This is a genomic window from Mesorhizobium sp. M0208, assembly GCF_040322015.1.
Taxonomy (GTDB): domain Bacteria; phylum Pseudomonadota; class Alphaproteobacteria; order Rhizobiales; family Rhizobiaceae; genus Mesorhizobium.
In genome coordinates this window covers 227,555-249,625 of the sequence record NZ_JAMYSP010000002.1, presented here as the reverse complement: position 1 = coordinate 249,625, position 22,071 = coordinate 227,555, and the positions used below count along the sequence as shown (strand labels likewise).

The following is a 22,071-nucleotide window of genomic DNA, read 5'->3' as shown; positions in this document are numbered from 1 at the left end:
GGCCGGGTTTAATAAAGGACGCCGCGAAGCACGGCCCAAGCCAGAAGCCCGAACGTGCCGATCACCACCAATGCACCAAGGACCGTGCCGATCTTTTCAGGCAATCCATCGGGGCGACCAGGATCGTTGGCCATTCAACTATCGATCATGACGTAGGCCGCACCAAACACGGCAACGATAATTGCCCCAAGCACCGCCCAGCCTCCGATGGCCGAGCGGATTTCCTCCGGCGTCGCCGATTTCCGGTCGTCATCTTCCGTCATCTAATGCTCCTCCTAAAATCCGTGGCAGACATTGAAAGCGCAAGCTGCAACGTGCGCCGTCCGAGAGCAAGCGTTCCCCAGCCTTCGACACTCCGCAAAGCGCGGGCGGCGGTCACGATCCCGGTGGGCGATACCGGATCGACTTGGCTTTCCCAAGAGCGTCCATCGTCTCTTCGACACTTAACAGCACGGTGGTCTGGTACGAGCTGAGCGCGCCTCCCGCACCGATGGCGAGCATGACGGATGCCATCGACACGTTGTCCGGCGCCTCCCATAGGTTCCAGCCGTCGTACTCTCCGAAGGCATACCAGAACCCGTGCAGCTTTCCGCCGACCGACTCGATATAGGAACGGGCAGCCTCGCGTCTATCCTCGGGATTATCCATCAAGCGCGCCCAGGTTTCGGGCCTGTAGCTGAATCGCGTGAGATACATCGGCATGGTTCGTCTCCTCCCAGAGCTGCCCCCACCAAGACAGTTAAGCGCCCCAATCCGGGAGAACGCGAGTCGTTTCCGAGGCGTAGTACCGCTGGCTTAGTTGCGGGGCCGCTAATAGACCTGTTTCAATGTTTTTTTCAGGGAGTAAGGTCAATGGCCGCATATCTCATTGCTGATGTCGACATAACCGACGCCGCCGTTTTCGAGGAATACCGCCGGGACGTGCCGGCAACCGAAGCCCGCTATGGGGGGAGGTATATCGCTCGCGGCGGAGCCACCAAAGTTCTGGAGGGCGATTGGGAACCTCATCGCCTCGTCATTGTCGAATTCCCGGACATGGCGTCCCTCCTGGCATGGTACGACTCTCCAGAATACGGCCGCCTCAAAACCATCCGCGAACGCTGCGCAAAGACGAGAATCATTGCCCTGGAGGGCATGATGCCGGTTAGCTGAGGGCCGGGTTTGTCAGCCGGACAATCGCCAATTCAACTGGATCTGATTATCATCCATGAGGCCGACTTTCGCGATGAAGGCAAAACGACTCCTGCATTTACGAAAAAAGAAGTAGTCTCTACCGTTACTTCAGCAGGAGGGATTCTTATGGCCGGCCAAACAACTGATCTACATCGGGCAAAGAGGGGCACGGCAATCCTTGCCGCTTGCATCGTTCAAACTCTAAATGAATCAGATCCATCCTTTGAAGAGCGTTTTTTAGAACGGCTTCGCCGGGCATATTATGAGCTCCGGGACAACACTGAGGGGGACGTGATTCAGGAATTGGAACTGCTATCTTGGACACGCGAATACCTCACCGGCTTCAGTAATTTTACGGGCCAAGGACAGCCGTTTTTAGCGGACTGACCCCAACGCCCGTTCACCCTAAATTCACGAATCGGAACCTATAGTGTTGACAACCGTTAACAGCTGTCCCATTTTGGGGGCGCTGGCATGAGCAGGCGTCCCAAGCACCCAAACAAGGAGATTGAGGCCGCGATCTCTCATTTGGAATCTCTTGGATGGTCCTATCGAGCGACCGGGAAAAGCGCTCATGCCTGGGGGCGCATGCTATGCCCCCAGCACGACCGGTCGGGATGCCAAGTCTCGGTTTGGTCCACACCCAGGGTTCCCGAAGACCACGCAAATCAACTGATAGGGCACGGTAAAAAATGTGCCCACGAAAAAGAAGGAGGCAAAAATGAAGAAGTTTGAATTCACGATTGTAGCCTCTGGCCTCGATCATGAGGATGAGCACTTCGAAGACCGTTTCTTCGAAGCTGGATGCGATGACGCTACAATAGCTGTGGCGCGTGGCGCAATCATCCTTCAGTTCGCCCGCGAGGCAGAAGATTTGAGTTCTGCCGTTGATTCCGTCATTGATGCGGTGAAGTCCACGGGTGCCACAGTCGAACGGGTTGAGCCTGACTATTTGGTCAGTCTTTCCGAGATAGCCGAACGGGCAATGCTTACAAGAGCAGCTGTCAGTTTGTATTCCAAGGGGCAACGCGGCGAGGACTTTCCCTTGCCTGTAGCTAGAGTAACCACTCAGAATCCGCTCTGGGATTGGACAGATGTGGCCTTTTGGTTATTCGAGCGCGGCCAAGTGACGCCGGAAGTCGCCCTAGAGGCGCTGATCCTTCGGCAAACAAACGCTCGCCTTGAGGAAAGCCACGAGGCGGTGCATGAGAAGGAACGAGAGAAGGAACGAGAGCGTCTTTACGCTTAATTCTTGTTGGCCCGCCGCTCGGCGGGCTTTTCTTATCTGGCTTTGCCACGATACCTGTCTTTCCGCGCGGCTTCGGCGGTGTCTCGAGCATCCGCTTCACGATTTCGTTGAAGCGTGTATCGTCGGCTTTGTCGCCACCACGATTACCAGGTGATTCTTTAATTGGAACCTATCCAGCGAGAAGATTTTGAACGCGCCATCGGCAAGCTAGCCATCAATTGGGCGGCCGCCGAACACGCGCTCGACCACTGTCTTTCTATCCTATTTTACGAGAAAGGCGCTAGTTCTCTGGCTGCCCTCCTACCGCTCAATGCCCGAGCAAAAATCAAATTCTTCCATAAGGCAGTGAAGGCCACTCCCGAGCTGGCGAGCGCTATCGCACGAGCGGGGGAACTAGCCAACGCAGCCTTCCGAATCGTGGACGATAGAAACTGGTGCATCCATGGGACCGCTTCAATGATTGGTGGCACACTTTATGATCAGCCGTTGAATCTCTCCCGCTTTGAACGCCCCGCAATGGAGTTCCTAGAAAGTAGGGAGATTACGATGGATACTATCCGAGAAACCACCGGCAAATGCGGCCATCTAGCATTGGCGATGATGGTCTTCACGATTAGGCACCTTGGCATTCTCAGCGAAGAAGAGATTGAGGACACGCTGCGCGGTGTCCGCGAAGATTTCCCCTTCTAGCTCCGCGTCCCTGAGAATTACCTCTATCTGCGCTTTCGGATCGGTGCCGGCCTGTCGACTCGAATCATAGGACATATTCCCGTGCTCTCTAAGTATATAATTGGGACAATAGTCCTATTGCCGGTGGGTTTGTCAGCCGGATAATCGCCCAAAAAATCCAGGTTCAAACCGTGAACAAAATCTGGCATGGTGTCGCCATGCCGATCATCTCACCTCTACCCCTCAACCCCCTCATAGACGGCCGCCAGTCGGAGCGCGCTATGCTGGTCAGGCGTGGCGTGCAGCGGCTGCTCAAGCAGATGGGCGCACATGTGCTGCCCGAACTGTCGCTGGCCACCGGTCGGCGGGCCGACCTGGTTGCGCTGACCCGCCACGGCGACATCTGGATCATCGAGATCAAATCCTCGATCGAGGATTTCAGGGTCGACCGCAAATGGCCGGACTACCGGCTGCATTCCGACCGCTTCTTCTTCGCCACCCATCCCGGCGTGCCTTCGGAAATTTTTCCGCAGGAGTGCGGGTTCATTCTTTCGGACGGTTACGGCGCCGAGATTTTGCGCGATGCGCCCGAGCACCGCATGGCGGCGGCAACGCGCAAGGCGCTGATGCTGAGGATCGCACGCGCCGGTGCGTCGCGGCTGCTGGCGGCGGAGCTTGCCGGCGTGTCGGTGCCGGCGCTGGACGGCGAGAGCGAGTAGGATTTCGTTCGCCGTAATTGAGGGTTGCGCTACCCGGCTGCCGCCACCTGCTCCCGTGCACCGCAGCGGATTCTTGCGAAGAAGACCCCCACCCCTAGCCCCTCCCCACAAGGGGGAGGGGAACTTCGCAGCGGCAGCGCCACTTAGCATTAACTTCGACAATTCTAGCCGAAACAGCAGCGGCATCGTCTCCCTCCCCCTTGTGGGGAGGGGTTAGGGGTGGGGTACGCGGCCTGGCAAATGCCCATCTGGTACCGAATATGGCCGCCTCACTCGTCCCACGCCTGCACGACGGTCTGCCGCGCGATCTGGCCGTTCTTCAGCTCCAGCATCGCCGCGCAGAATACCTTGGTCCCGTCCGGATAGGAGCAGGCCTGGGTGAAGGCGAGGTTGTTGCCGTCGGCAATGGTGGTGTCGACCTTGTGGGTCATCGCCCGACTGCAAATGTCGTCCCAGAATGTAGTGATCGCAGCGCGCCCGCGGATTTCGCGCGGCTTGCTCGGCGGGTTGTTGCGGTCGATCACCCGCACCAATGCGTCGTCGGCATAGAAGCTCGCCAGCAATTTTCCATCACGGCCCTCAATCGCCTTCTTGATCGCAGCGCCGTCTATCGTCTGTGTCTTGGTCAGCATTTTTTCCTCCATAGGCCCGTCTTCTCGGATCGGGTGGTTGCTTGATCAGGCACTGCCCGGCGCTCGCCGCCGGGCAGTGGCTTCTTCACTGCGACTTCGCCTTGACGGCCGCGAACACCTCGTCGGACTGCTTCTTGAAAGTGGCGAGATCGACCTGGCTGCCGTTGAGCATCGTCGACCAGTGGCGCACGATCGCCGCCATAGCCACCGCCTCCTTGATCTCCTCGTCGCTGGCGCCATTGAGCTTGGCCGCCTGCGTGTGGAAATAGATGCAGTACTGGCAGGGGATCTGCGAGGCGACGGCGAGGCCCATCAATTCCTTGGTCTTGCCGTCGAGCGCGGTGTTCGGGTTGAGTTGCACGCCCTTGATCTCGGCCCAGGCGCCGGCAACGGCGACATCCGGCAGCGTCTTGAACATGTCCGGCACCGAGCCGAGCGTTGCCTGGATGTCCTTGTAGGCAGCCGTCGCCGAGGCGTCTTCGGCCTTGGCAGGAACGATCGCCAACAGCGCGCCAACGCCTGCCACCAGCACCAGTGATTTGAGTGTCGACTTCAGCATTTTATTCCTCCCTTCGCAGCGCCTTTCCCGGCGACATCCGCCTGGCCTGCATGGGACGAAGTGATAGCGCTTACGCATGCCTGGCCGCTTCGCCCGAAAGCGCCATGGCTGCTATGGCCCGTGCGGGCCAGCGTGCCGGGCCGAGAACGCCGCCGCCGCCGCCCGCGACGGCAGGTCCAGCTTGAGCAGAATATTGGCGACGTGACGCTTGACGGTGTGTTCGCTCAGCCCGAGTTCGGCGGCGATCGCGGCATTGCTCTTGCCATCGGCGATCAGGTTCACCACCTCGCTTTCGCGCGCCGTCAGTGCGGCCGGCTCGGCAGCCTTGGCCTTCGGCCGGCAGGCCGGCTCCAGGTGCTGTTCCGAGGTCGCCTGCACCAGCGCCAGCGGCTCATCCAGCTCGTCAAGCGCGATGCGCCCGGCGTCATTGAAATGAAGGCCTGAAGCGGCGGCGAGGTCGGCGACCAGCCGCGAAGCGAGGATGTCGCCGCGCCCGGCATGCGCGGCAAGCTGCATCGTCACGCGAGCCGTCAACCCCGTCGGCGGCCCACGCAACTCGACCTCGCCGACATGCACGCCCTGCGCGCTGGCGATGCCGATCTCCTGCGCCGCATCGCGCAGCGCCGCCGCGCAGCGTACGGCCCGCGCCGGGCCGTCGAAGCGCGCCATCAACAGCTCGCCATGCGTGCCGGCCGGTCGGCCGCCATGGCGCCCGACCGTAAGCCGCCATGTTTCCTGAAAACGTCGGCTGCGCTCGCTCCACATGCGGTCGCCAAGCCGCGCCGTGTCGTAGATCCGGGTGACCAGCAGTGCAGCCAGGACGCGCTCGGCCTCGGCAACGGCGCGCGCTCCGGTCAGGAATTCCTCGATCAGATCGGCCACCCGGTCGACATCGCCGGTCCAGATCGGGTGGTCGCGCCCGGGCACCTCGACCAGCCGCGCATTCGGGATCTTCCTTGCCAGGAAGCGGCTGGCCTCCGGGTCGACGCGCGCATCGTTGCGGCGATGGACCAGCAGCGTCGGTGCGCTGATCGCCGCCAGCACGCCGCGCACGTCGATAGCCGCATTCATGCGGGCCAGGGCGATTGCCGCGGTCGGGCTCGCCGACAGCCGCTCGAAGCGCGCCCACCATGTGGCGAAACGCGGATCGTCGACGCGGCCGGGCGCGAAATGCGGCAGGGTGGCGCCGGTGCCCCATGCGGTCTCCGCCGTCGCGATGAACGCCTCAAGGCGTTCCGGCGGCATCACCCATTTGTGGAAATGCGCATAGCCGCCATAAAGCGCCAGCGCCCGCGTCCGCTCCGGGTAGGTGGCGGCGAACAGCATTGCCATCGGCGCGCCTTCCGAAGCCCCGAGCAAGGCGGCGCGGCCGCTGCCTGCGGCATCCATCACCGCGCGCACATCGTCCATGCGGGTTTCGAGGCTGGGCAGATGGTGGGCATCGACGCGATCGGACAGACCGGTGCCGCGCTTATCGAACAGGATCAGCCGTGAGAACGCGGAAAGCCGCTTCAGCAGCCGGCTGTAGCCCTCGTCTTCCCAGTGCAGATCGAGATTGGAAATGAAGCCCGGCACCAAGACGAGATCGAACGATCCCTGGCCGACCACCTGATAGGCGATCCGCACGTCGCCACTGAGCGCGTATCGAGTTTCGATCAGCCTCACGAGTTGTCCGCCCGACCCGACGATTTCTTATCGCCGGATCATAGCAGAGGCGCGCAGCTTGCGGCAGGTGAAACTTTAGAGAGCGTGAATGTGGGCCCGCGGCGCCTACTTCTGTGACGCGGCGGTCGTCTCGGTGTTCGCTCCGCCAGCGCTGAAACCTGCGCCCTCCGGCGCACCCGGCCGCTTGATCCTGGGCGCGGCCGCGACGACAAGCTCGTTGAACCCCTCGCGCCCGCTGTCCAGCATCTCGAACAATTGCCGGCGCATCCTCGGCTCCCAGAACTTGTTGATGTGCTCGGCGATGCCAGCAATGCCTTGCTCGCGCGGCTTGGAGTGGAAAAAGGCGGCGATCTGGTTGGCCATGCGAACCAGCTTTTCGCTGGTGCTCATGAGGTGGCCCTCGTCATGCGACATGCTTGGCAACTCCGGAAACCACGCGGTCAGGATGGGTGAAAATATCGAAATCGTCGCCGCGCACCAGCGCCACCAGCGTCATGCCGGAATCGTCCGCGGTGCGGATGGCAAGTGCGGTCGGCGCCGAGACGGCGATGATGACGGCCGAGCCGATCGCCGCGGTCTTCTGCACCATCTCGACCGAAACGCGCGACGTGACGACGACGGCCCCCGACCTGCCGTCGATACCGGCTTTGGCCAGCGCGCCAGCCAGCTTGTCCAGCGCGTTGTGGCGGCCGACATCCTCACGCGCCATGACGATGCCCTTGCCGGGGAGGTAAAAACCGGCGGCGTGGACGGCACCGGTCTCGGCGTGCAGCGGCTGCAGCTTCGACAAAAGCTTGACCGAGCGGACGATGTCATCGGCCTGAAGTGTAAGTTGCGACGCACCGACCGGGTTTACCGAGCGCATCGCCTCCTCGATCGATTCGATGCCGCACAACCCGCAGCCGACCGGGCCGGCCAGCCGTCTGCGACGCGCTTCGAAGCGGGTGTTGGCGCTGTCCTTCAGCCGGATCTGGATGTCGATGCCGGCACCGTGATCCTCGACCTCGATCGCTTCGATTTCGTCCGGCGAGGCAATGATGCCTTCGGTCAGCGAGAAGCCGAGCGCGAAATCCTCGAAATCAGCCGGGCTTGCCATCATCACCGCATGCGTGGTGCCGGCAAAGGAGAACGCCACCGGTGTCTCTTCCGGCACCATCCGGTTGGCGGCCGCGGTGCCGCCCGCGCGGCGCGCCAGCCGCGAGATCTGCGCAATGGCTTTGCGGCGCGCGGTCAAGGACTACTCCGCCGCTTCCAACTTCGCGATGCGGCGGCTTTGCTTTGCCTGCTCGTCATAGTCGCGCTGCCATTCCGACGGGCCGTTGGATGCGCCCACCTGCACCGCGGTCACCTTGTATTCCGGGCAGTTGGTCGCCCAGTCGGAGAAGTCGGTGGTGATGACGTTGGCTTGGGTGTCGGGATGGTGGAAGGTCGTATAGACGACGCCTGGCGACACCCGCTCGGTGATCAGCGCGCGCAGCGTCGTCTCGCCGGAGCGGCTGGTCAGCCGCACCCAGTCGCCGTCGCGCAGGCCGCGATTTTCGGCGTCGTGCGGATGGATCTCCAGCCGGTCCTCGCTATGCCAGACCACGTTCTCGGTACGCCGGGTCTGCGCGCCGACATTGTATTGCGACAGGATGCGGCCGGTGGTCAGCAGCAGCGGGAAGCGCGGCCCGGTCCTTTCGTCGGTCGCGACGTATTCGGTGCGGATGAACTTGCCTTTGCCGCGCACGAAGCCGCCAATATGCATGATGGGCGTGCCCTCCGGCGACTTCTCGTTGCAGGGCCACTGCACCGAGCCCACTCTGTCGAGGAGGTCAAAGGAAACGCCGGCGAAGCTCGGCGTCGTCTTGGCGATCTCGTCCATGATCTGCGACGGATGCGTGTAGGTCCAGCCGAGGCCGAGCGCCTTGGCGAGCTCCTGCGTCGCTTCCCAGTCGGCATAGCCGCATTTCGGCTCCATTACCTTGCGCACCATGTTGATGCGGCGCTCGGCGTTGGTGAAGGTGCCGTCCTTCTCGAGGAACGTCGAGCCGGGCAGGAACACATGCGCGTAGTTGGCCGTCTCGTTGAGGAAGAGGTCGTGCACGACGACGCATTCCATCGCGGCGAGACCGGCGGCGACATGCTTGGTGTCGGGGTCCGACTGCAGGATGTCCTCGCCCTGCACATAGAGCCCCTTGAACGAGCCGTCGACGGCCGCATCCAGCATATTGGGGATGCGCAGGCCGGGCTCGTCGTCGAGCTTGACGCCCCACAGGCTCTCATAGATGGCGCGCACCGCGTCGCCTGAAATGTGGCGATAGCCGGGAAGCTCGTGCGGGAACGAGCCCATGTCGCAAGAGCCCTGCACATTGTTCTGGCCGCGCAGCGGGTTCACGCCGACGCCCGGCCGGCCGATATTGCCGGTCGCCATGGCGAGGTTGGCAATGGCGATGACGGTGGTCGAGCCCTGGCTGTGCTCGGTCACGCCGAGGCCGTAATAGATCGCGCCGTTACCGCCGCGGGCGTAGAGCCGCGCCGCGCCGCGTATGTCGTCGGGATCGACATTTGCAAGCTGGCCGATCACTTCCGGGCTGTTTTCCGGCAGCGCCACGAACGATGCCCAGTCCTGGAACTCGTCCCAGTCGCAGCGCTCGCGGATGAAGGCCTCGTCGAACAGGCCCTCGGTGACGATGACATGGGCAAGTGCGGTCAGCATGGCGACGTTGGTGCCCGGCTTCAGCGGCAGATGGAACTGCGCCTCGACGTGGGCCGAGCGCACGATGTCGGTGCGGCGCGGATCGAGCACGATCAGCTTGGCGCCCTCGCGCATGCGCTTTTTCATGCGCGAAGCGAACACCGGATGCGCATCGGTCGGATTGGCGCCGATCAGCAGGATCACGTCCGTCTGCTCGATCGAATCGAAATCCTGCGTGCCGGCTGAGGTGCCGAAGGTCTGGCCGAGACCATAGCCGGTCGGCGAATGGCAGACCCGGGCGCAGGTGTCCACATTGTTGTTGCGGAAGCCCTGCCGGACAAGCTTCTGGACGAGGTAGGTCTCCTCGTTGGTGCAGCGCGAGGAGGTGATGCCGCCGATCGAGGTGCGGCCGTACTGGTATTGGATGCGGCGGAATTCATTCGCCGTGTGGGTGAGCGCCTCTTCCCACGACACTTCGCGCCACGGATCGCTGACCCGCTCGCGGATCATCGGCTTCAGGATACGGTCCTTGTGCGTCGCATAGCCATAGGCGAAGCGGCCCTTGACGCAGGAGTGGCCGTGGTTGGCCTTGCCTGCCTTGTAGGGCATCATGCGGATGACCTCGTCGCCCTTGACCTCGGCCTTGAACGAGCAGCCGACGCCGCAATAGGCGCAGGTGGTGACGGTCGAGCGCTCGGGCAGGCCTTTCGCCAGCACGGTCTTCTCCCTCAGCGCATCGGTCGGGCAGGCCTGCACGCAGGCCCCGCAAGAGACGCACTCGGAATCGACGAACGCCTCGTGCAGGCCGGCCGAGACCCTGGATTCGAAGCCGCGGCCCTCGATGGTCAGCGCGAACGTGCCCTGTACCTCCTCGCAGGCGCGCACGCAGCGCGAGCAGACGATGCATTGCGCCGGATCGTAGGTGAAATAGGGGTTGGATTCATCGCGGGCGATATAGTCGATGGTCAGCGAGCCATGGCCGGGCGCCACGCCGTTTTCCTGCTTGACGTGGTTGCGCCCGTCCACGCCATAGCGGTTCTCGGTCAGGCCGACCGTCCTGACGACCTTGTCGAACTCGCTGGCGCCGGTGCCGGCCTTCTCGCCCCACGCCACCGGGTGGTCAGAGACGTAGAGTTCCATCACGCCGCGGCGAATGGCGTTCAGCCGGTCGCTCTGTGTGTGCACGACCATGCCCTCGCCGACCGGCGTCGTGCACGAGGCCGGCGTGCCGCCGCGCCCGTCGATCTCGACGAGGCAGACCCGGCAGGAGCCAAACGAATCCAGCATGTCGGTCGCGCACAGCTTCGGGATTTCAACGCCCGCTTCCATCGAAGCGCGCATGATCGAGGTGCCCGCCGGCACCGTCACCGACTTGCCGTCGACTGTCAGCGTTACCTGCTGTTCGGCTTCGGAGGCGGGTGTGCCGTAGTCGATTTCCTGGACCAGCGATTTGATGTCGAATGCCGCGTTCATGCCTTGTCCGCTCCTATTCCGCTGCTTCGGCGACCGGCGTCGGCCGAAAGTCGTCCGGGAAATGGTTGAGTGCACTCATCACTGGATATGGGGTGAAGCCGCCGAGAGCGCAAAGCGAGCCGAACTTCATCGTGTTGCAAAGGTCGGTGACCAGTGCGATCTGCTTTTCCGGTTCGATGTTCTGGGCGAGCCGGTCCAGCACCTCGACGCCACGCGTCGAGCCGATGCGGCACGGCGTGCACTTGCCGCAGCTTTCGATAGCGCAGAATTCCATGGCAAAGCGTGCCTGCTTCAGCATGTCGGCGCTGTCGTCGAAAACGACGATGCCGGCATGGCCGATCAGCCCGTCCTTGGCGGCAAACGCTTCGTAGTCGAATGGCGTGTCGAACAGGGCGCGCGGGAAATAGGCGCCGAGCGGGCCACCCACTTGCACAGCCTTGACCGGACGCCCGGTCGCCGTGCCGCCGCCGATATCGTCGACTATCTCACCCAACGTCATGCCGAACGCCGCCTCATAGAGACCGGGATATTTGACGTTGCCGGCAATCTGGATCGGGATGGTGCCGCGCGAACGGCCCATGCCGAAATCCTTGTAGAAGGCGGCGCCCTTGTCCATGATCACCGGCACCGAGGCCAGCGAGATGACGTTGTTGATCACCGTCGGCTTGCCGAACAGGCCCTTGTGCGCCGGCAGTGGCGGTTTGGCCCGCACCTGTCCGCGCTTGCCTTCGAGGCTGTCGAGCAGCGCCGTCTCCTCGCCGCAAACATAGGCGCCGGCGCCGACGCGGACTTCCATGTCGAATGAATTGGCCGAGCCGAGCACATTGACGCCGAGCACGCCGGCCTTGCGGGCGATCTCGACGGCCTTCTGCATCACCGCCACCGCATGCGGATATTCGGAGCGGATATAGATGAAGCCCTTGGTCGCGCCGGTGGCGATGCCGGCGATCGCCATGCCTTCGATCAGCACGAAAGGGTCGCCTTCCATGATCATGCGGTCGGCGAACGTGCCGGAATCGCCTTCATCGGCATTGCAGACGATATATTTGCGGTCGGCCGACGTATCGAGCACCGTCTTCCATTTGATGCCGGTCGGGAAGCCGGCGCCGCCACGACCGCGCAGCCCGGACTCGGTCACCTGCTTGACGATTTCGGCCGGCGTCATCGCCACTGCATTCTGCAGGCCGTTCAGCCCGCCATGCGCCTTGTAGTGATCGAGCGACAGCGGATCGGTGACGCCGCAGCGCGCAAAGGTCAGCCGCGTCTGCCTCGCCAGGAATGGGATCTTGTCGGGAGCGCCGAGCCAGCGCTTGTGGTGACCGCCGGTGAGGAAGCCGCAGTCGAACAGGCTTTTGACGTCGGATGGCTTCACCGGCCCATAGGCGACACGGCCATTGGCCGTTGCCACCTCGACCATCGGCTCGAGGAAATAGGCACCGCGCGAGCCGTTACGCACGATCTTGGCCTCGATGCCGCGCTCGGCCAATTCCGCCCGAACCGCCTTGGCAACCTTTTCCGCACCCAGCGCCAGCGCGCCGGAATCGCCGGGAATATAGATACGCGGGATCATGAGCGCACCTCGGCAACGATTTCATTGAGCTTTTCGTCGTCGAGCCGCCCGATCACCTCGCCGTCCAGCATCGCCGACGGCGAGCAGGCGCAAAGGCCGAGGCAATAGACCGGCTCCAGCGTCACCGAACCGTCGCGGGTTGTCTCGTGGAAGCCTATGCCCAGCAATGCTTTGAGCCTGGCGGCAATCGCATCCGAACCCATAGACTGGCAGGCTTCCGCCTGGCAGAGCCTCAGCACATGCCGGCCGGCCGGCTGGCTGCGATAATCGTGATAGAAGGTGACGACGCCATGCACCTCGGCCCTGGAGATGTTCAGCGCCTCGGCGATGACCGGCAGCGCACCCTGCGGCACATAGCCGAACTCTTCCTGTATGCCGTGCAGGATCGGCAACAGCGGGCCTTCGAGGCCTTTCAGCTCGTGGATGATCGCCGCGGTGCGCGATGCGATCTCGGTACTTGCAGGCTGCATCGTCATGCAGCGCCCTCCCTGGTCGTGGCGGTCTTCCGCTAAGTGCTTAGGAAATCAGAGGAAACCCGTTAAATCAATAAAGCCGATCCGTTGCTCGATAGAAATTTTCTATCGTTCGCGGTCACCAGCATTGTCTAGCCTAGCGACGGGTGCGGAAATCGTCCGCCAGCGCCATTGCCTCGTCCAACAGCGCCGAGACCAGCGGCGTGTGCGGTTCGCGCGGCGCCGCCACCAGCCCGACGGTGTGGCTGGCATCCGGCTCGACGATCGGGATAGCCCGGATCGGCTCGGAAAAGCCGAACGTTTCCGCAAGGTTAAGCGGCATGATGGACGACCATTTGCCGGTGCGGATATGCGAGAACAGCACGATCATCGAGTTGGATTCCAATGTCGGCCGCACCTGCACGCCGGCTTCGGCCAGATGCTGGTCGATGATGCGGCGGTTCTGCATGTCCGGCGTCAGCAGGCAGAGCGGCAGCTGACTGAGCTCGGCCCATGTCACTTTGTCGCGGTCGAAATACGGGTTCCCGACGGCGGTGATCAGCTGATAGCGCTCGTCATAGAGCGGCACGCTGGTGACGCGTCCGAGCGGCTCGTTGTCGAGATAGGTGATGCCGGCGTCGATATCGAAATTGCCGAGCAGCGACAGCACCTCGATCGAGGTCCGCGACAGCACCGAGAAGGTGACGCCGGGGTGTTTTGCCCGAAACGGCGTCGTCAATCGCGCCACCATGGCCAGCGCCGTCGGGATCGCCGCGATGCGGATACGCCCTGACAGGCCGTGACGCGCCGCCCGCATCTCCTCGCGCATGGTCCTGCTGTCGCCGACGATGCGGCGCGCCCACACCAGCACCTGTTTGCCTTCCGGCGTCAGCCCCTGGAAGCGCGAGCCGCGCAGCACCAGCATCACGCCGAGCTGGCCCTCCAGCTGCTTGATGCCGGCCGAAAGTGTCGGCTGGGTGACGCCGCATACTTCGGCCGCCCGGCCGAAATGCTCTTCCTTGGCAAGTGCTATGAAGAATTCCAGCTTGTCGATCATGCCGTCGGGAGCCTGTCACGGACGATATGTCCTGTCGTAGCGCGCAAGGTCGTGGAAATCGCCTTCGGCCGCAAGCCGCCTGTGTAAATCGTCCGCATCCACATCTTTCAGCCGGCTTACTGTTTCCCGCAATGGAATGCGGCGCTATGTGGATCAGACGGGGTCGTGGACTGGACACGACGGGAGACCGAACATGCTGGGCTGGTTCCGCAAGCTTTTGCCGCGCGAAGATCGCTTCTTCGACCTGTTCGAGCGGCATTCCCGCACCGTGGTCGGTGGCGCCGAGGCACTGCAGCAGCTTCTGCAGGGCAACGACATCGACCGCTGGTGTCAGACGATCATCGATCTCGAGGACGAAGCCGATCAGATCACCGCGGAGGTGCTGCTTGCGGTGCGGCGCTCCTTCATCACGCCCTTCGATCGCGGCGACATCAAGGACCTGATCCAGTCGATGGATGATGCCATCGACATGATGCACAAGACCGTCAAGACCGTAAGGCTGTTCGAGAAGAAGGAATTCGACCCGCTGATGCAGGAAATGGGAGGCGTCATCGTCGAGGCCGCCAAGTTGGTGGCCGAGGCGATCCCGCTGCTCGGCAAGGTCGGGGCGCACACGGTGCGCCTCAATGCCATCGCCGAGGAAGTCATGCGCGCCGAAGGCCGGGCCGACGACCTGCACGAGCAAGGCCTGAAGGACCTGTTCAAGCGGCATGGCCGCAGCGACCCGATGGCCTATCTGATCGGCAGCGAGATCTACGGCCAGCTGGAGAAGGTGGTCGACCGCTTCGAGGACGTTGCCAACGAAATCAGCGGCATCGTCATCGAGAACGTATAGTGGAAGCCGCGATAGCCTTTCCCGTGCTGGTCGGCCTTGTCGTCGTCGCGCTGTTCTTCGATTTCCTCAACGGCCTGCACGATGCCGCCAACTCCATCGCCACGATCGTCTCCACCCGGGTGCTGCGGCCGCATTATGCGGTGTTCTGGGCGGCCTTCTTCAATTTCATCGCCTTCATGTTCTTCGGTCTCCACGTGGCGGAGACGCTCGGAACCGGCATCATCGACGCCAGCATCGTCACGCCGGCAGTGATCTTCGCAGCACTTGTCGGCGCCATCGTCTGGAACATCGTCACCTGGCTCGTCGGCATCCCGTCCAGCAGTTCGCACGCGCTGATCGGCGGTTTGGTCGGCGCCGGCGTCGCCAAGGCAGGCACCGGCGCCATCGTCTGGGCCGGGTTGGGCAAGACCACGGCGGCGATCGTGCTATCGCCGGCGGCAGGCTTTCTGCTGGCGCTCGTCCTGATCCTCGCGGTCTCCTGGCTGTTCCTGCGGCAGACACCGTTTGCCGTCGACAGCACCTTCCGCGTCATGCAGTTCTTTTCCGCCTCGCTCTATTCGCTCGGCCATGGCGGCAACGACGCGCAGAAGACCATGGGCATCATCGCCGTGCTCCTCTATTCGCAAGGCATGCTCGGCGCGAATTTTTACGTGCCGCTGTGGGTCGTCATCACCTGTCAGTCGGCGCTGGCGCTGGGCACATTGTTCGGCGGCTGGCGCATCGTCCACACCATGGGCTCTAAGATCACCCGGCTGAACCCGATGCAGGGTTTCTGCGCCGAGACCGGCGGTGCGATTACCCTGTTCGCCGCCACCTGGCTCGGTATTCCTGTATCGACCACGCACACGATCACCGGCGCCATCATCGGCGTCGGCGCCGCCCGCCGCGTCTCCGCCGTTCGCTGGGGCATTGCCGGCAACATCGTGGTGGCATGGATCGTCACCTTGCCGGCAACCGCGGCCATCGCGGCTCTCACCTACCTCGCGGTCGGCCTGGCAAAGTGATGCGAACGGGCCAGCGCCTGGAGCCGCCTCTGGCGCGGCGACTACCTGTCCACAAGGTTCAGGATGTTGCCGTCCGGATCCTTGAACCACGCGACCTTCATGCCCTGGCCGACATGGACATCGCCCTCCAGCGCCAGGCCGGGCATATCGTAGTGCTCGAAGGCGACGCCCTTCGATTTCAACGCCTTGACGATTTTGCCGAGTTCGTCGCCGACCGTCCAGGTCACAGCCGTGGCCTTGTTGGTCCCAGCGAAGTTCGAACGGTAGACGTTGATGGCGGTATCGCCGCTTTCATAGACGATCAGTTCCCCACCCTCATTGTGCACCTCTTTCAGGCCGAGCGTTCCTTCGTAAAAAGCCCTGGCCTTGGCCAGGTCCTTCACAGCGAGATTGGCCGTTGCGTTGCTGTTTGCGAGCATGATTCGTCTCCTTCCCTGGCGGTCATTCCATGTCCACTGAAATAGGTTGCGTTGACGATTTGGCGACGGCCACTCCCGCTGGAAATGCTGTCGTATGGTCGCTTCCTCCCCCAATACGCCGCTGCAACTGTTGGTCCATCGCTTGGTTCTGTTCCGGAACTGCATTATCTGGAGCGGAAAAGTAGAGGAAAAACTCATGCCCGCCGCCCATGAAAACGTGACCAAGGAAATGGTTATCGAGCGCCTGAAGACGGTCAATGGGCCGGATTTCACCGGCAATATCGTCGATCTCGGCATGGTTTCCGAGATTTTCATTGCCGATGCCAAGGTGTTCTTCTCGATCACCGTTCCCGCTGCCCGTGCCCAGGAGATGGAGCCGCTGCGTGCGGCGGCCGAACGTGTCGTCAAGGCGATCCCCGGTGTCGCCGGCGCCGTGGTCGCGCTGACGGCGGAAAAGAAGGGCGGCGGCATGGAGGCGCCGGTTCCGCAAAGACCGGCTCAGAGGCCCGCTCCACCAGCCGCACCTGCCCGTCCCGCCCCACAGGCGCCTGCCTCGCACAGCCAGGGCAAGCGCGGCGTACCCGGCATCGAGGCCATCATCGCCGTCGCTTCCGGCAAGGGCGGCGTCGGCAAGTCGACCACCGCGGTCAATATCGCCCTTGGGCTTGCCGCCAACGGGCTGCGGGTCGGCGTGCTCGATGCCGATATTTATGGCCCTTCCATGCCGCGTCTGCTCAACATTCGTGGCAGGCCGCAGACCGTCGACGGCAAGATCCTGAAACCGATGCAGAATTATGGCCTCAAGGTCATGTCGATGGGCTTTCTCGTCGATGAGGAGACGCCGATGATCTGGCGCGGGCCGATGGTGATGTCGGCATTGACGCAGATGCTGCGCGAGGTCGAATGGGGACCGCTCGATGTGCTCGTCGTCGACATGCCGCCCGGCACCGGCGACGCCCAGCTGACCATGGCCCAACAGGTGCCGCTGGCCGGCGCCGTCATCGTCTCGACGCCACAGGACCTGGCCCTGATCGATGCGCGCAAAGGCCTCAACATGTTTAGAAAGGTCGACGTGCCCCTATTGGGTATCGTCGAAAATATGAGCTATTTTCTCGCCCCCGATACGGGAAAACGCTACGACATCTTCGGCCATGGCGGCGCGCGCCGCGAGGCCGAGCGTCTCGGGGTCACCTTCCTTGGCGAGGTGCCGCTCGAGATGGGCATCCGCGAAAGCTCGGATGCTGGCACGCCGGTGGTGGTCTCGAAACCCGATGGCGCCGAGGCGAAAATCTACCGCGACATCGCCGCCAAGGTTTGGGACCGCGTCAATGAAGAGCGCGGCGCGGCCGAGGCTGCAGTGCCGAGCATCGTGTTCGAGTGATGCGGATGTCCTCCCCCAAGGGGACCTTGAGGGGAGGGCGGCCGGAACGGCCGGGTAGGTCCGCGGCGACACGTTCCAGCTTTTCCGGGATAGCGGGCTGACAAACCACGATCCCGACTAGCGCGGAGGCAGATGTGTGTCTATCGCACCAAAGTGCGGATTCGGATGGCGCGTGCCCCTTGCCTGCTCCCGCGCGTTGTCATATCGATTTGTCATACAAATACGGAGACCACGATGGCAGGCGCCCCCACCAGCAAGAAAAAATTTCGCTCGCAGGAGTGGTTCGACAATCCCGACAATCCGGGCATGACGGCACTCTATCTGGAACGTTACCTGAATTACGGGCTGACGCGGGCCGAACTGATGTCCGGCAAGCCGCTGATCGGCATCGCGCAGACCGGCTCGGACCTGTCGCCCTGCAACCGCCACCACATCGAACTGGCCAAGCGCGTGCGCGAAGGCATTGTCTCGATGGGTGGCATCCCTTTCGAGTTCCCTTGCCACCCGATCCAGGAGACCGGCAAACGGCCGACTGCTGCACTTGATCGCAACCTTGCCTATCTCAGCCTGGTGGAGGTGCTCTACGGCTATCCGCTCGACGGTGTGGTGCTCACCATCGGCTGCGACAAGACGACGCCGGCCATGCTGATGGCCGCGGCCACCGTCAACATCCCGGCTATCGCGCTTTCGGTCGGGCCGATGCTCAACGGCTGGCACAAGGGCAAGCGCACCGGCTCCGGCACTATCGTCTGGGAATCGCGCCAGCGCCTGTCGGCCGGCGAGATTGGCTATGACGAGTTCATGGATATCGTTGCCTCCTCGGCGCCGTCGACCGGCTATTGCAACACGATGGGCACCGCCGCCACGATGAATTCGCTGGCCGAGGCGCTCGGCATGCAATTGCCGGGCTCGGCCGCTATCCCCGCCCCCTATCGCGAACGCGGCCAGATCGCCTACGAGACCGGAAAGCGCATCGTCGACATGGTGCATGAGGATCTGAAGCCCTCCGACATCATGACCCGTAAGGCCTTCGAGAACGCCATCGTCGTCAACTCGGCGATCGGCGGCTCGACCAATGCGCCGATCCACCTCAACGCCATCGCCCGCCATCTCGGCGTGCCGCTCGACAATGACGATTGGCAGAAGGTCGGCCTCAACATACCGCTCATCGTCAATCTGCAGCCGACGGGCGAATATCTCGGAGAGGACTATCACCATGCCGGCGGCGTGCCGGCCGTGATCGCCGAACTGATGAAGGGCGGTCTGCTGCCCTATCCGGAAGCCACGACCGCTAACGGCAAGACCATCGGCGACAATTGCCGCGGCGCCGTTAACGAGAACCTCGACGTCATCCGCACGGTTGCCGAGCCGCTGAAAGCCAATGCCGGCTTCATCAATCTCAAGGGCAATCTGTTCGATTCGGCGATCATGAAGACCAGCGGCATCTCGCCCGAGTTCCGCGAGCGCTATCTGTCGAACCCGAAGGACCCCGAAGCCTTCGAGGGCAACGCCATGGTCTTCGACGGCCCCGAGGACTATCACGCCCGCATCGACGACCCGGCACAGGGCATCGACGAGCACACCATCCTGTTCATGCGCGGCGCCGGTCCGATCGGCTATCCCGGCGGCGCCGAAGTCGTCAACATGCAGCCGCCTGCCTATCTGATCAAAAAGGGCATCCACGCGCTGGCCTGTATCGGCGACGGTCGTCAGTCGGGCACGTCGGGCTCGCCGTCGATCCTCAACGCCTCGCCGGAAGCCGCCATCGGCGGCGGCCTGGCGCTGCTGAAGACCGGCGACCGCGTCCGCATCGACCTGCGCAAGGGCACCGCCGACATCCTCGTCAGCGACGACGAGATCGCGCGGCGCCGCGCCGAGCTGCAGAACAATGGCGGCTATCACTATCCGAAGCACCAGACGCCCTGGCAGGAAATCCAGCGCGGCATGGTCGACCAGTTTTCCGAAGGCATGGTGCTGAAGCCGGCGGTGAAATACCAGGATGTGGCTCATACAAGCGGCGTGCCGAGGGACAATCACTGACCAGGGTCCATCGCACGGGCCAGCCGTCAGGTCGCCGGTGTTGCGGTCTCCTCATTTCTCCCCGTTAACAGCCCGCTAACGGGGAGAAATGCCCGGCACAGAGTTGGACGCGATCGTTTGTCAAAAACGATTGTCCTGCGATAGCAGGGACAAATGCTTGACAAGCGAGCGTGACAAATCCACGATCATCGCAAGGGGTGCATCGCGACGACCCCGTGAGGCGTCAGCCCAACGTTCGCGTCCAAGCTTCTCTTTCAAGGAGGTGGACGCCATGCCGTCAACAACCGCTATCACTGTATCGCAACTGTCCCGTCTGATTGGGCTGCCGGGTGCACCCGCAATCATCGACGTCCGCATCGATGATGACTACAACGCCGATCCGCGCCTGCTGCCGGGGTCGGATTGGCGTGATTTCAGGACTGTCTCGAACTGGGCTGCCGACTTCGCCGGCAGGCAAGTGACAGTCGTCTGCCAGCAGGGGAAAAAGCTCTCGCAAGGCGTGGCCGCATGGCTGCGCCACGAGGGCATAGCCGCCGAATCGCTCGACGGCGGGTTTGAAGCATGGCGCGATGCCAAGGGCCTTCTCGTTCACGCCGACAAGATACCGCCCGCCGACGCCAAGGGCCGCACCGTTTGGGTGACGCGTACGCGCCCGAAGGTCGACCGCATCGCCTGCCCCTGGCTGATCCGGCGCTTCATCGATCCTCACGCGGTCTTTCTCTTCGTCGAGCCGGCTGAAGTGTCGGCCGTCGCCGATCGCTTTCAGGCCGTGCCTTTCGACATCGAGAACGTGTTCTGGAGCCACCGCGGCGAACGCTGCACCTTCGACACCATGATCGAGGAGTTCGGGCTTAAATCCCAAGCGCTCGATCGCCTGGCCACGATCATACGCGCTGCCGATACTGCGAGCCTCGATCTTGTTCCACAGGCGGCCGGGTTCCTGGCCGCCTCGCTTGGCCTGTCACGGATGTTTCGCGACGATCTGGAGCAGCTCGAGGCCGGCATGCTGCTCTACGATGCGTTCTTCCGCTGGTGCCGCGATGCCACCGAGGAGACGCATAACTGGCCGGCCGCCGGCGCAGTCAGTCTCGGCAAGGGCAAACCATCGTGAGCGCCGTCCTTTCGAAAAAGCCGGCGGAGATCCGGGAGCCGGTTGTGCCGAGCTTCCGGCAGGCCGTGAAGGTCTGGGCGAAAATCGGGGTGCTCAGCTTTGGCGGCCCGGCCGGGCAGATCGCGCTCATGCACAAGGAACTGGTCGAGGAACGGCGCTGGATCGGCGAACAGCGCTTCCTGCATGCGTTGAACTACTGCATGCTGCTGCCTGGCCCCGAGGCCCAGCAGCTTGCCATCTATATCGGATGGTTGCTGCACGAAACGGTCGGCGGCCTTGTTGCCGGCATTCTCTTCGTCGTGCCGGGCGCGCTTGTAATGCTCGTCCTGAGCAGCCTCTATGCGCTCTATGGCGATGTACCACTCGTCGCGGCGCTGTTTTTCGGGGTCAAGGCAACCGTGCTCGCCATTGTCATCGAGGCGGTGATCCGGATCGGCAGACGCGCGCTGAAAAACCCGGTCATGGTGTCGATCGCACTCGCCGCCTTCATCGCCATCTACGCATTGAACGTGCCGTTTCCGCTGATCGTGCTGCTTGCCGGCCTGGCAGGCTGGATCGGCAACCGTAGTGCGCCGGCATTTTTTTCCGGCGCACCACAGGGCAAGGGCGATGTTCCCGACATCAAGGGCGCGGTCGATCTGATGTTCGAGCGCGGCGAACTGACCCACGTCAGGCCGACGCGATGGCATGCGCCGCGCACTTTGGCGATCTGGCTGCCGATCTGGCTCGGGCCTGTTCTGCTCGTCTGGGCTGTCACCGGCCCTGCCAGCGTTTGGACGCAAATCGGTGGCTTCTTCAGTGTCATGGCGGTCGTCACCTTTGGTGGGGCCTACGCCGTGCTTGCCTATGTCGCGCAGGCAGCGGTCGAGTCCTTCGGCTGGCTGGCACCCGGTGAAATGGTCGACGGCCTTGGGCTTGCCGAAACCACGCCCGGCCCGTTGATCCTGGTCTTGCAGTTTGTCGGCTTCGTCGCCGCCTTCCGCCACTCCGGCGCGCTCGCGCCGCTTCTTGCCGGATTGTTTGGAGCGCTGCTTACGCTGTGGGCGACGTTTACCCCATGTTTCCTGTGGATATTCCTTGGCGCGCCTTACATCGAAGCGCTGCGCGGCAACAAGGCACTGTCGGCGGCGCTCGGTGCGATCACCGCCGCCGTCGTCGGCGTCATCATGAACCTCGCTCTATGGTTCGGCTTGCACGTCATCTTCGGCGAAGTGCGCAATGTCGGGCTTGGAATGGACGTGCCGGTGCTTTCATCGATAGACTGGCGCGCGGCGCTGCTTTCCTGTGCCTCGATGATCGCCATCCTGAAGCTGAAGATCGGCATGCTGCCGACGCTTGCCGGATCGGCGCTGGCCGGTGTGTTGTTGCTGGCGGCGAGCGGGTAAC

Annotated in this window: 24 protein-coding genes; 11 read left to right on the top strand and 13 right to left on the bottom strand. The window is 63.0% G+C overall.

Features of this window, described 5'->3' with window-relative positions; genetic code table 11:
- Positions 1–8: 8 nt before the first annotated feature.
- The 3 genes from NKJ17_RS03250 to NKJ17_RS03240 form a co-directional block, all read right to left on the bottom strand.
- Positions 9–134: a hypothetical protein gene (locus NKJ17_RS03250; RefSeq protein ID WP_352506924.1), complete on the bottom strand. Its 126-nt coding sequence runs from the start codon at positions 132–134 to the stop codon at positions 9–11.
- On the bottom strand, positions 135–263 hold the full coding sequence (locus NKJ17_RS03245) for a hypothetical protein (RefSeq protein ID WP_352506923.1): 129 nt from the start codon (positions 261–263) through the stop codon (positions 135–137). It lies immediately after the preceding gene.
- A 112-nt stretch (positions 264–375) separates the two neighbouring features.
- Entirely contained in the window at positions 376–702 is a 327-nt protein-coding gene (locus NKJ17_RS03240; protein WP_023676390.1) for a GYD domain-containing protein, read from the bottom strand.
- 150 nt (positions 703–852) lie between these two features.
- Between NKJ17_RS03240 and NKJ17_RS03235 the strand changes: the two genes are divergently transcribed.
- The 5 genes from NKJ17_RS03235 (at position 853) to NKJ17_RS03215 (ending at position 3,810) form a co-directional block, all read left to right on the top strand.
- A complete protein-coding gene (locus NKJ17_RS03235) occupies positions 853–1,152 on the top strand; it encodes a DUF1330 domain-containing protein (protein ID WP_023676391.1) in 300 nt (99 codons plus the stop codon).
- A gap of 9 nt (positions 1,153–1,161) precedes the next feature.
- Positions 1,162–1,560: a hypothetical protein gene (locus NKJ17_RS03230; RefSeq protein ID WP_352506922.1), complete on the top strand. Its 399-nt coding sequence runs from the start codon at positions 1,162–1,164 to the stop codon at positions 1,558–1,560.
- 334 nt (positions 1,561–1,894) lie between these two features.
- On the top strand, positions 1,895–2,422 hold the full coding sequence (locus NKJ17_RS03225; RefSeq protein WP_352506921.1) for a hypothetical protein: 528 nt from the start codon (positions 1,895–1,897) through the stop codon (positions 2,420–2,422).
- Between the two features lie 162 nt (positions 2,423–2,584).
- A complete protein-coding gene (locus NKJ17_RS03220) occupies positions 2,585–3,112 on the top strand; it encodes a hypothetical protein (RefSeq protein ID WP_352506920.1) in 528 nt (175 codons plus the stop codon).
- Between the two features lie 197 nt (positions 3,113–3,309).
- On the top strand, positions 3,310–3,810 hold the full coding sequence (locus NKJ17_RS03215) for an MmcB family DNA repair protein (RefSeq protein ID WP_352506996.1): 501 nt from the start codon (positions 3,310–3,312) through the stop codon (positions 3,808–3,810).
- Positions 3,811–4,079: 269 nt separating this feature from the next.
- On the opposite strand, the gene NKJ17_RS03210 is transcribed toward NKJ17_RS03215, so the two are convergent.
- The 9 genes from NKJ17_RS03210 to NKJ17_RS03170 form a co-directional block, all read right to left on the bottom strand.
- Positions 4,080–4,442, bottom strand: coding sequence for a nuclear transport factor 2 family protein (locus NKJ17_RS03210; protein ID WP_352448516.1), 363 nt, complete (start codon positions 4,440–4,442; stop codon positions 4,080–4,082).
- 85 nt (positions 4,443–4,527) lie between these two features.
- Positions 4,528–5,001: a carboxymuconolactone decarboxylase family protein gene (locus tag NKJ17_RS03205; protein ID WP_352506919.1), complete on the bottom strand. Its 474-nt coding sequence runs from the start codon at positions 4,999–5,001 to the stop codon at positions 4,528–4,530.
- A 111-nt stretch (positions 5,002–5,112) separates the two neighbouring features.
- A complete protein-coding gene (locus tag NKJ17_RS03200) occupies positions 5,113–6,666 on the bottom strand; it encodes an alpha/beta fold hydrolase (protein WP_352686927.1) in 1,554 nt (517 codons plus the stop codon).
- 105 nt (positions 6,667–6,771) lie between these two features.
- Positions 6,772–7,080, bottom strand: coding sequence for a formate dehydrogenase subunit delta (locus NKJ17_RS03195; protein ID WP_352506066.1), 309 nt, complete (start codon positions 7,078–7,080; stop codon positions 6,772–6,774).
- The gene (fdhD, locus tag NKJ17_RS03190) at positions 7,070–7,900 is read right to left on the bottom strand and encodes a formate dehydrogenase accessory sulfurtransferase FdhD (protein ID WP_352455049.1); all 831 of its coding nucleotides are present in this window, start codon (positions 7,898–7,900) and stop codon (positions 7,070–7,072) included. Before fdhD ends, NKJ17_RS03195 begins: the two co-directional genes overlap by 11 nt.
- Before the next feature lie 3 nt (positions 7,901–7,903).
- On the bottom strand, positions 7,904–10,816 hold the full coding sequence (fdhF, locus tag NKJ17_RS03185; protein WP_352506067.1) for a formate dehydrogenase subunit alpha: 2,913 nt from the start codon (positions 10,814–10,816) through the stop codon (positions 7,904–7,906).
- Between the two features lie 13 nt (positions 10,817–10,829).
- Positions 10,830–12,386, bottom strand: coding sequence for a formate dehydrogenase beta subunit (locus tag NKJ17_RS03180; protein WP_352506068.1), 1,557 nt, complete (start codon positions 12,384–12,386; stop codon positions 10,830–10,832).
- Complete coding sequence (locus NKJ17_RS03175) at positions 12,383–12,862, bottom strand: formate dehydrogenase subunit gamma (RefSeq protein ID WP_352506069.1); 480 nt, start codon at positions 12,860–12,862, stop codon at positions 12,383–12,385. Before NKJ17_RS03175 ends, NKJ17_RS03180 begins: the two co-directional genes overlap by 4 nt.
- A gap of 133 nt (positions 12,863–12,995) precedes the next feature.
- Positions 12,996–13,895, bottom strand: coding sequence for a LysR family transcriptional regulator (locus tag NKJ17_RS03170; protein ID WP_254816176.1), 900 nt, complete (start codon positions 13,893–13,895; stop codon positions 12,996–12,998).
- Between the two features lie 193 nt (positions 13,896–14,088).
- On the opposite strand from NKJ17_RS03170, the gene NKJ17_RS03165 reads away from it, so the two are divergent.
- Both NKJ17_RS03165 and NKJ17_RS03160 read left to right on the top strand, forming a co-directional pair.
- On the top strand, positions 14,089–14,730 hold the full coding sequence (locus tag NKJ17_RS03165) for a DUF47 domain-containing protein (protein ID WP_254816177.1): 642 nt from the start codon (positions 14,089–14,091) through the stop codon (positions 14,728–14,730).
- Positions 14,730–15,734 (top strand): inorganic phosphate transporter, encoded by a 1,005-nt coding sequence (locus NKJ17_RS03160; protein WP_352506070.1) that lies wholly within the window; start codon positions 14,730–14,732, stop codon positions 15,732–15,734. Before NKJ17_RS03165 ends, NKJ17_RS03160 begins: the two co-directional genes overlap by 1 nt.
- Before the next feature lie 41 nt (positions 15,735–15,775).
- Here the strand turns inward: NKJ17_RS03160 and NKJ17_RS03155 are convergent, their stop codons facing one another.
- Positions 15,776–16,153 carry a VOC family protein gene (locus NKJ17_RS03155; protein WP_352506071.1) on the bottom strand — a complete coding sequence of 126 codons (378 nt, stop codon included), beginning with the start codon at positions 16,151–16,153 and terminating at the stop codon, positions 15,776–15,778.
- Positions 16,154–16,349: 196 nt separating this feature from the next.
- On the opposite strand from NKJ17_RS03155, the gene NKJ17_RS03150 reads away from it, so the two are divergent.
- The 4 genes from NKJ17_RS03150 (at position 16,350) to chrA (ending at position 22,070) form a co-directional block, all read left to right on the top strand.
- A complete protein-coding gene (locus NKJ17_RS03150; RefSeq protein WP_352476039.1) occupies positions 16,350–17,534 on the top strand; it encodes an Mrp/NBP35 family ATP-binding protein in 1,185 nt (394 codons plus the stop codon).
- Between the two features lie 234 nt (positions 17,535–17,768).
- Positions 17,769–19,574, top strand: coding sequence for an IlvD/Edd family dehydratase (locus tag NKJ17_RS03145; RefSeq protein WP_352686921.1), 1,806 nt, complete (start codon positions 17,769–17,771; stop codon positions 19,572–19,574).
- Between the two features lie 271 nt (positions 19,575–19,845).
- A complete protein-coding gene (locus NKJ17_RS03140; protein ID WP_352686918.1) occupies positions 19,846–20,685 on the top strand; it encodes a chromate resistance protein ChrB domain-containing protein in 840 nt (279 codons plus the stop codon).
- Positions 20,682–22,070 carry a chromate efflux transporter gene (gene chrA, locus NKJ17_RS03135; RefSeq protein ID WP_352506074.1) on the top strand — a complete coding sequence of 463 codons (1,389 nt, stop codon included), beginning with the start codon at positions 20,682–20,684 and terminating at the stop codon, positions 22,068–22,070. The genes NKJ17_RS03140 and chrA overlap by 4 nt, the downstream gene beginning before the upstream one ends.
- Position 22,071 lies beyond the last annotated feature (1 nt).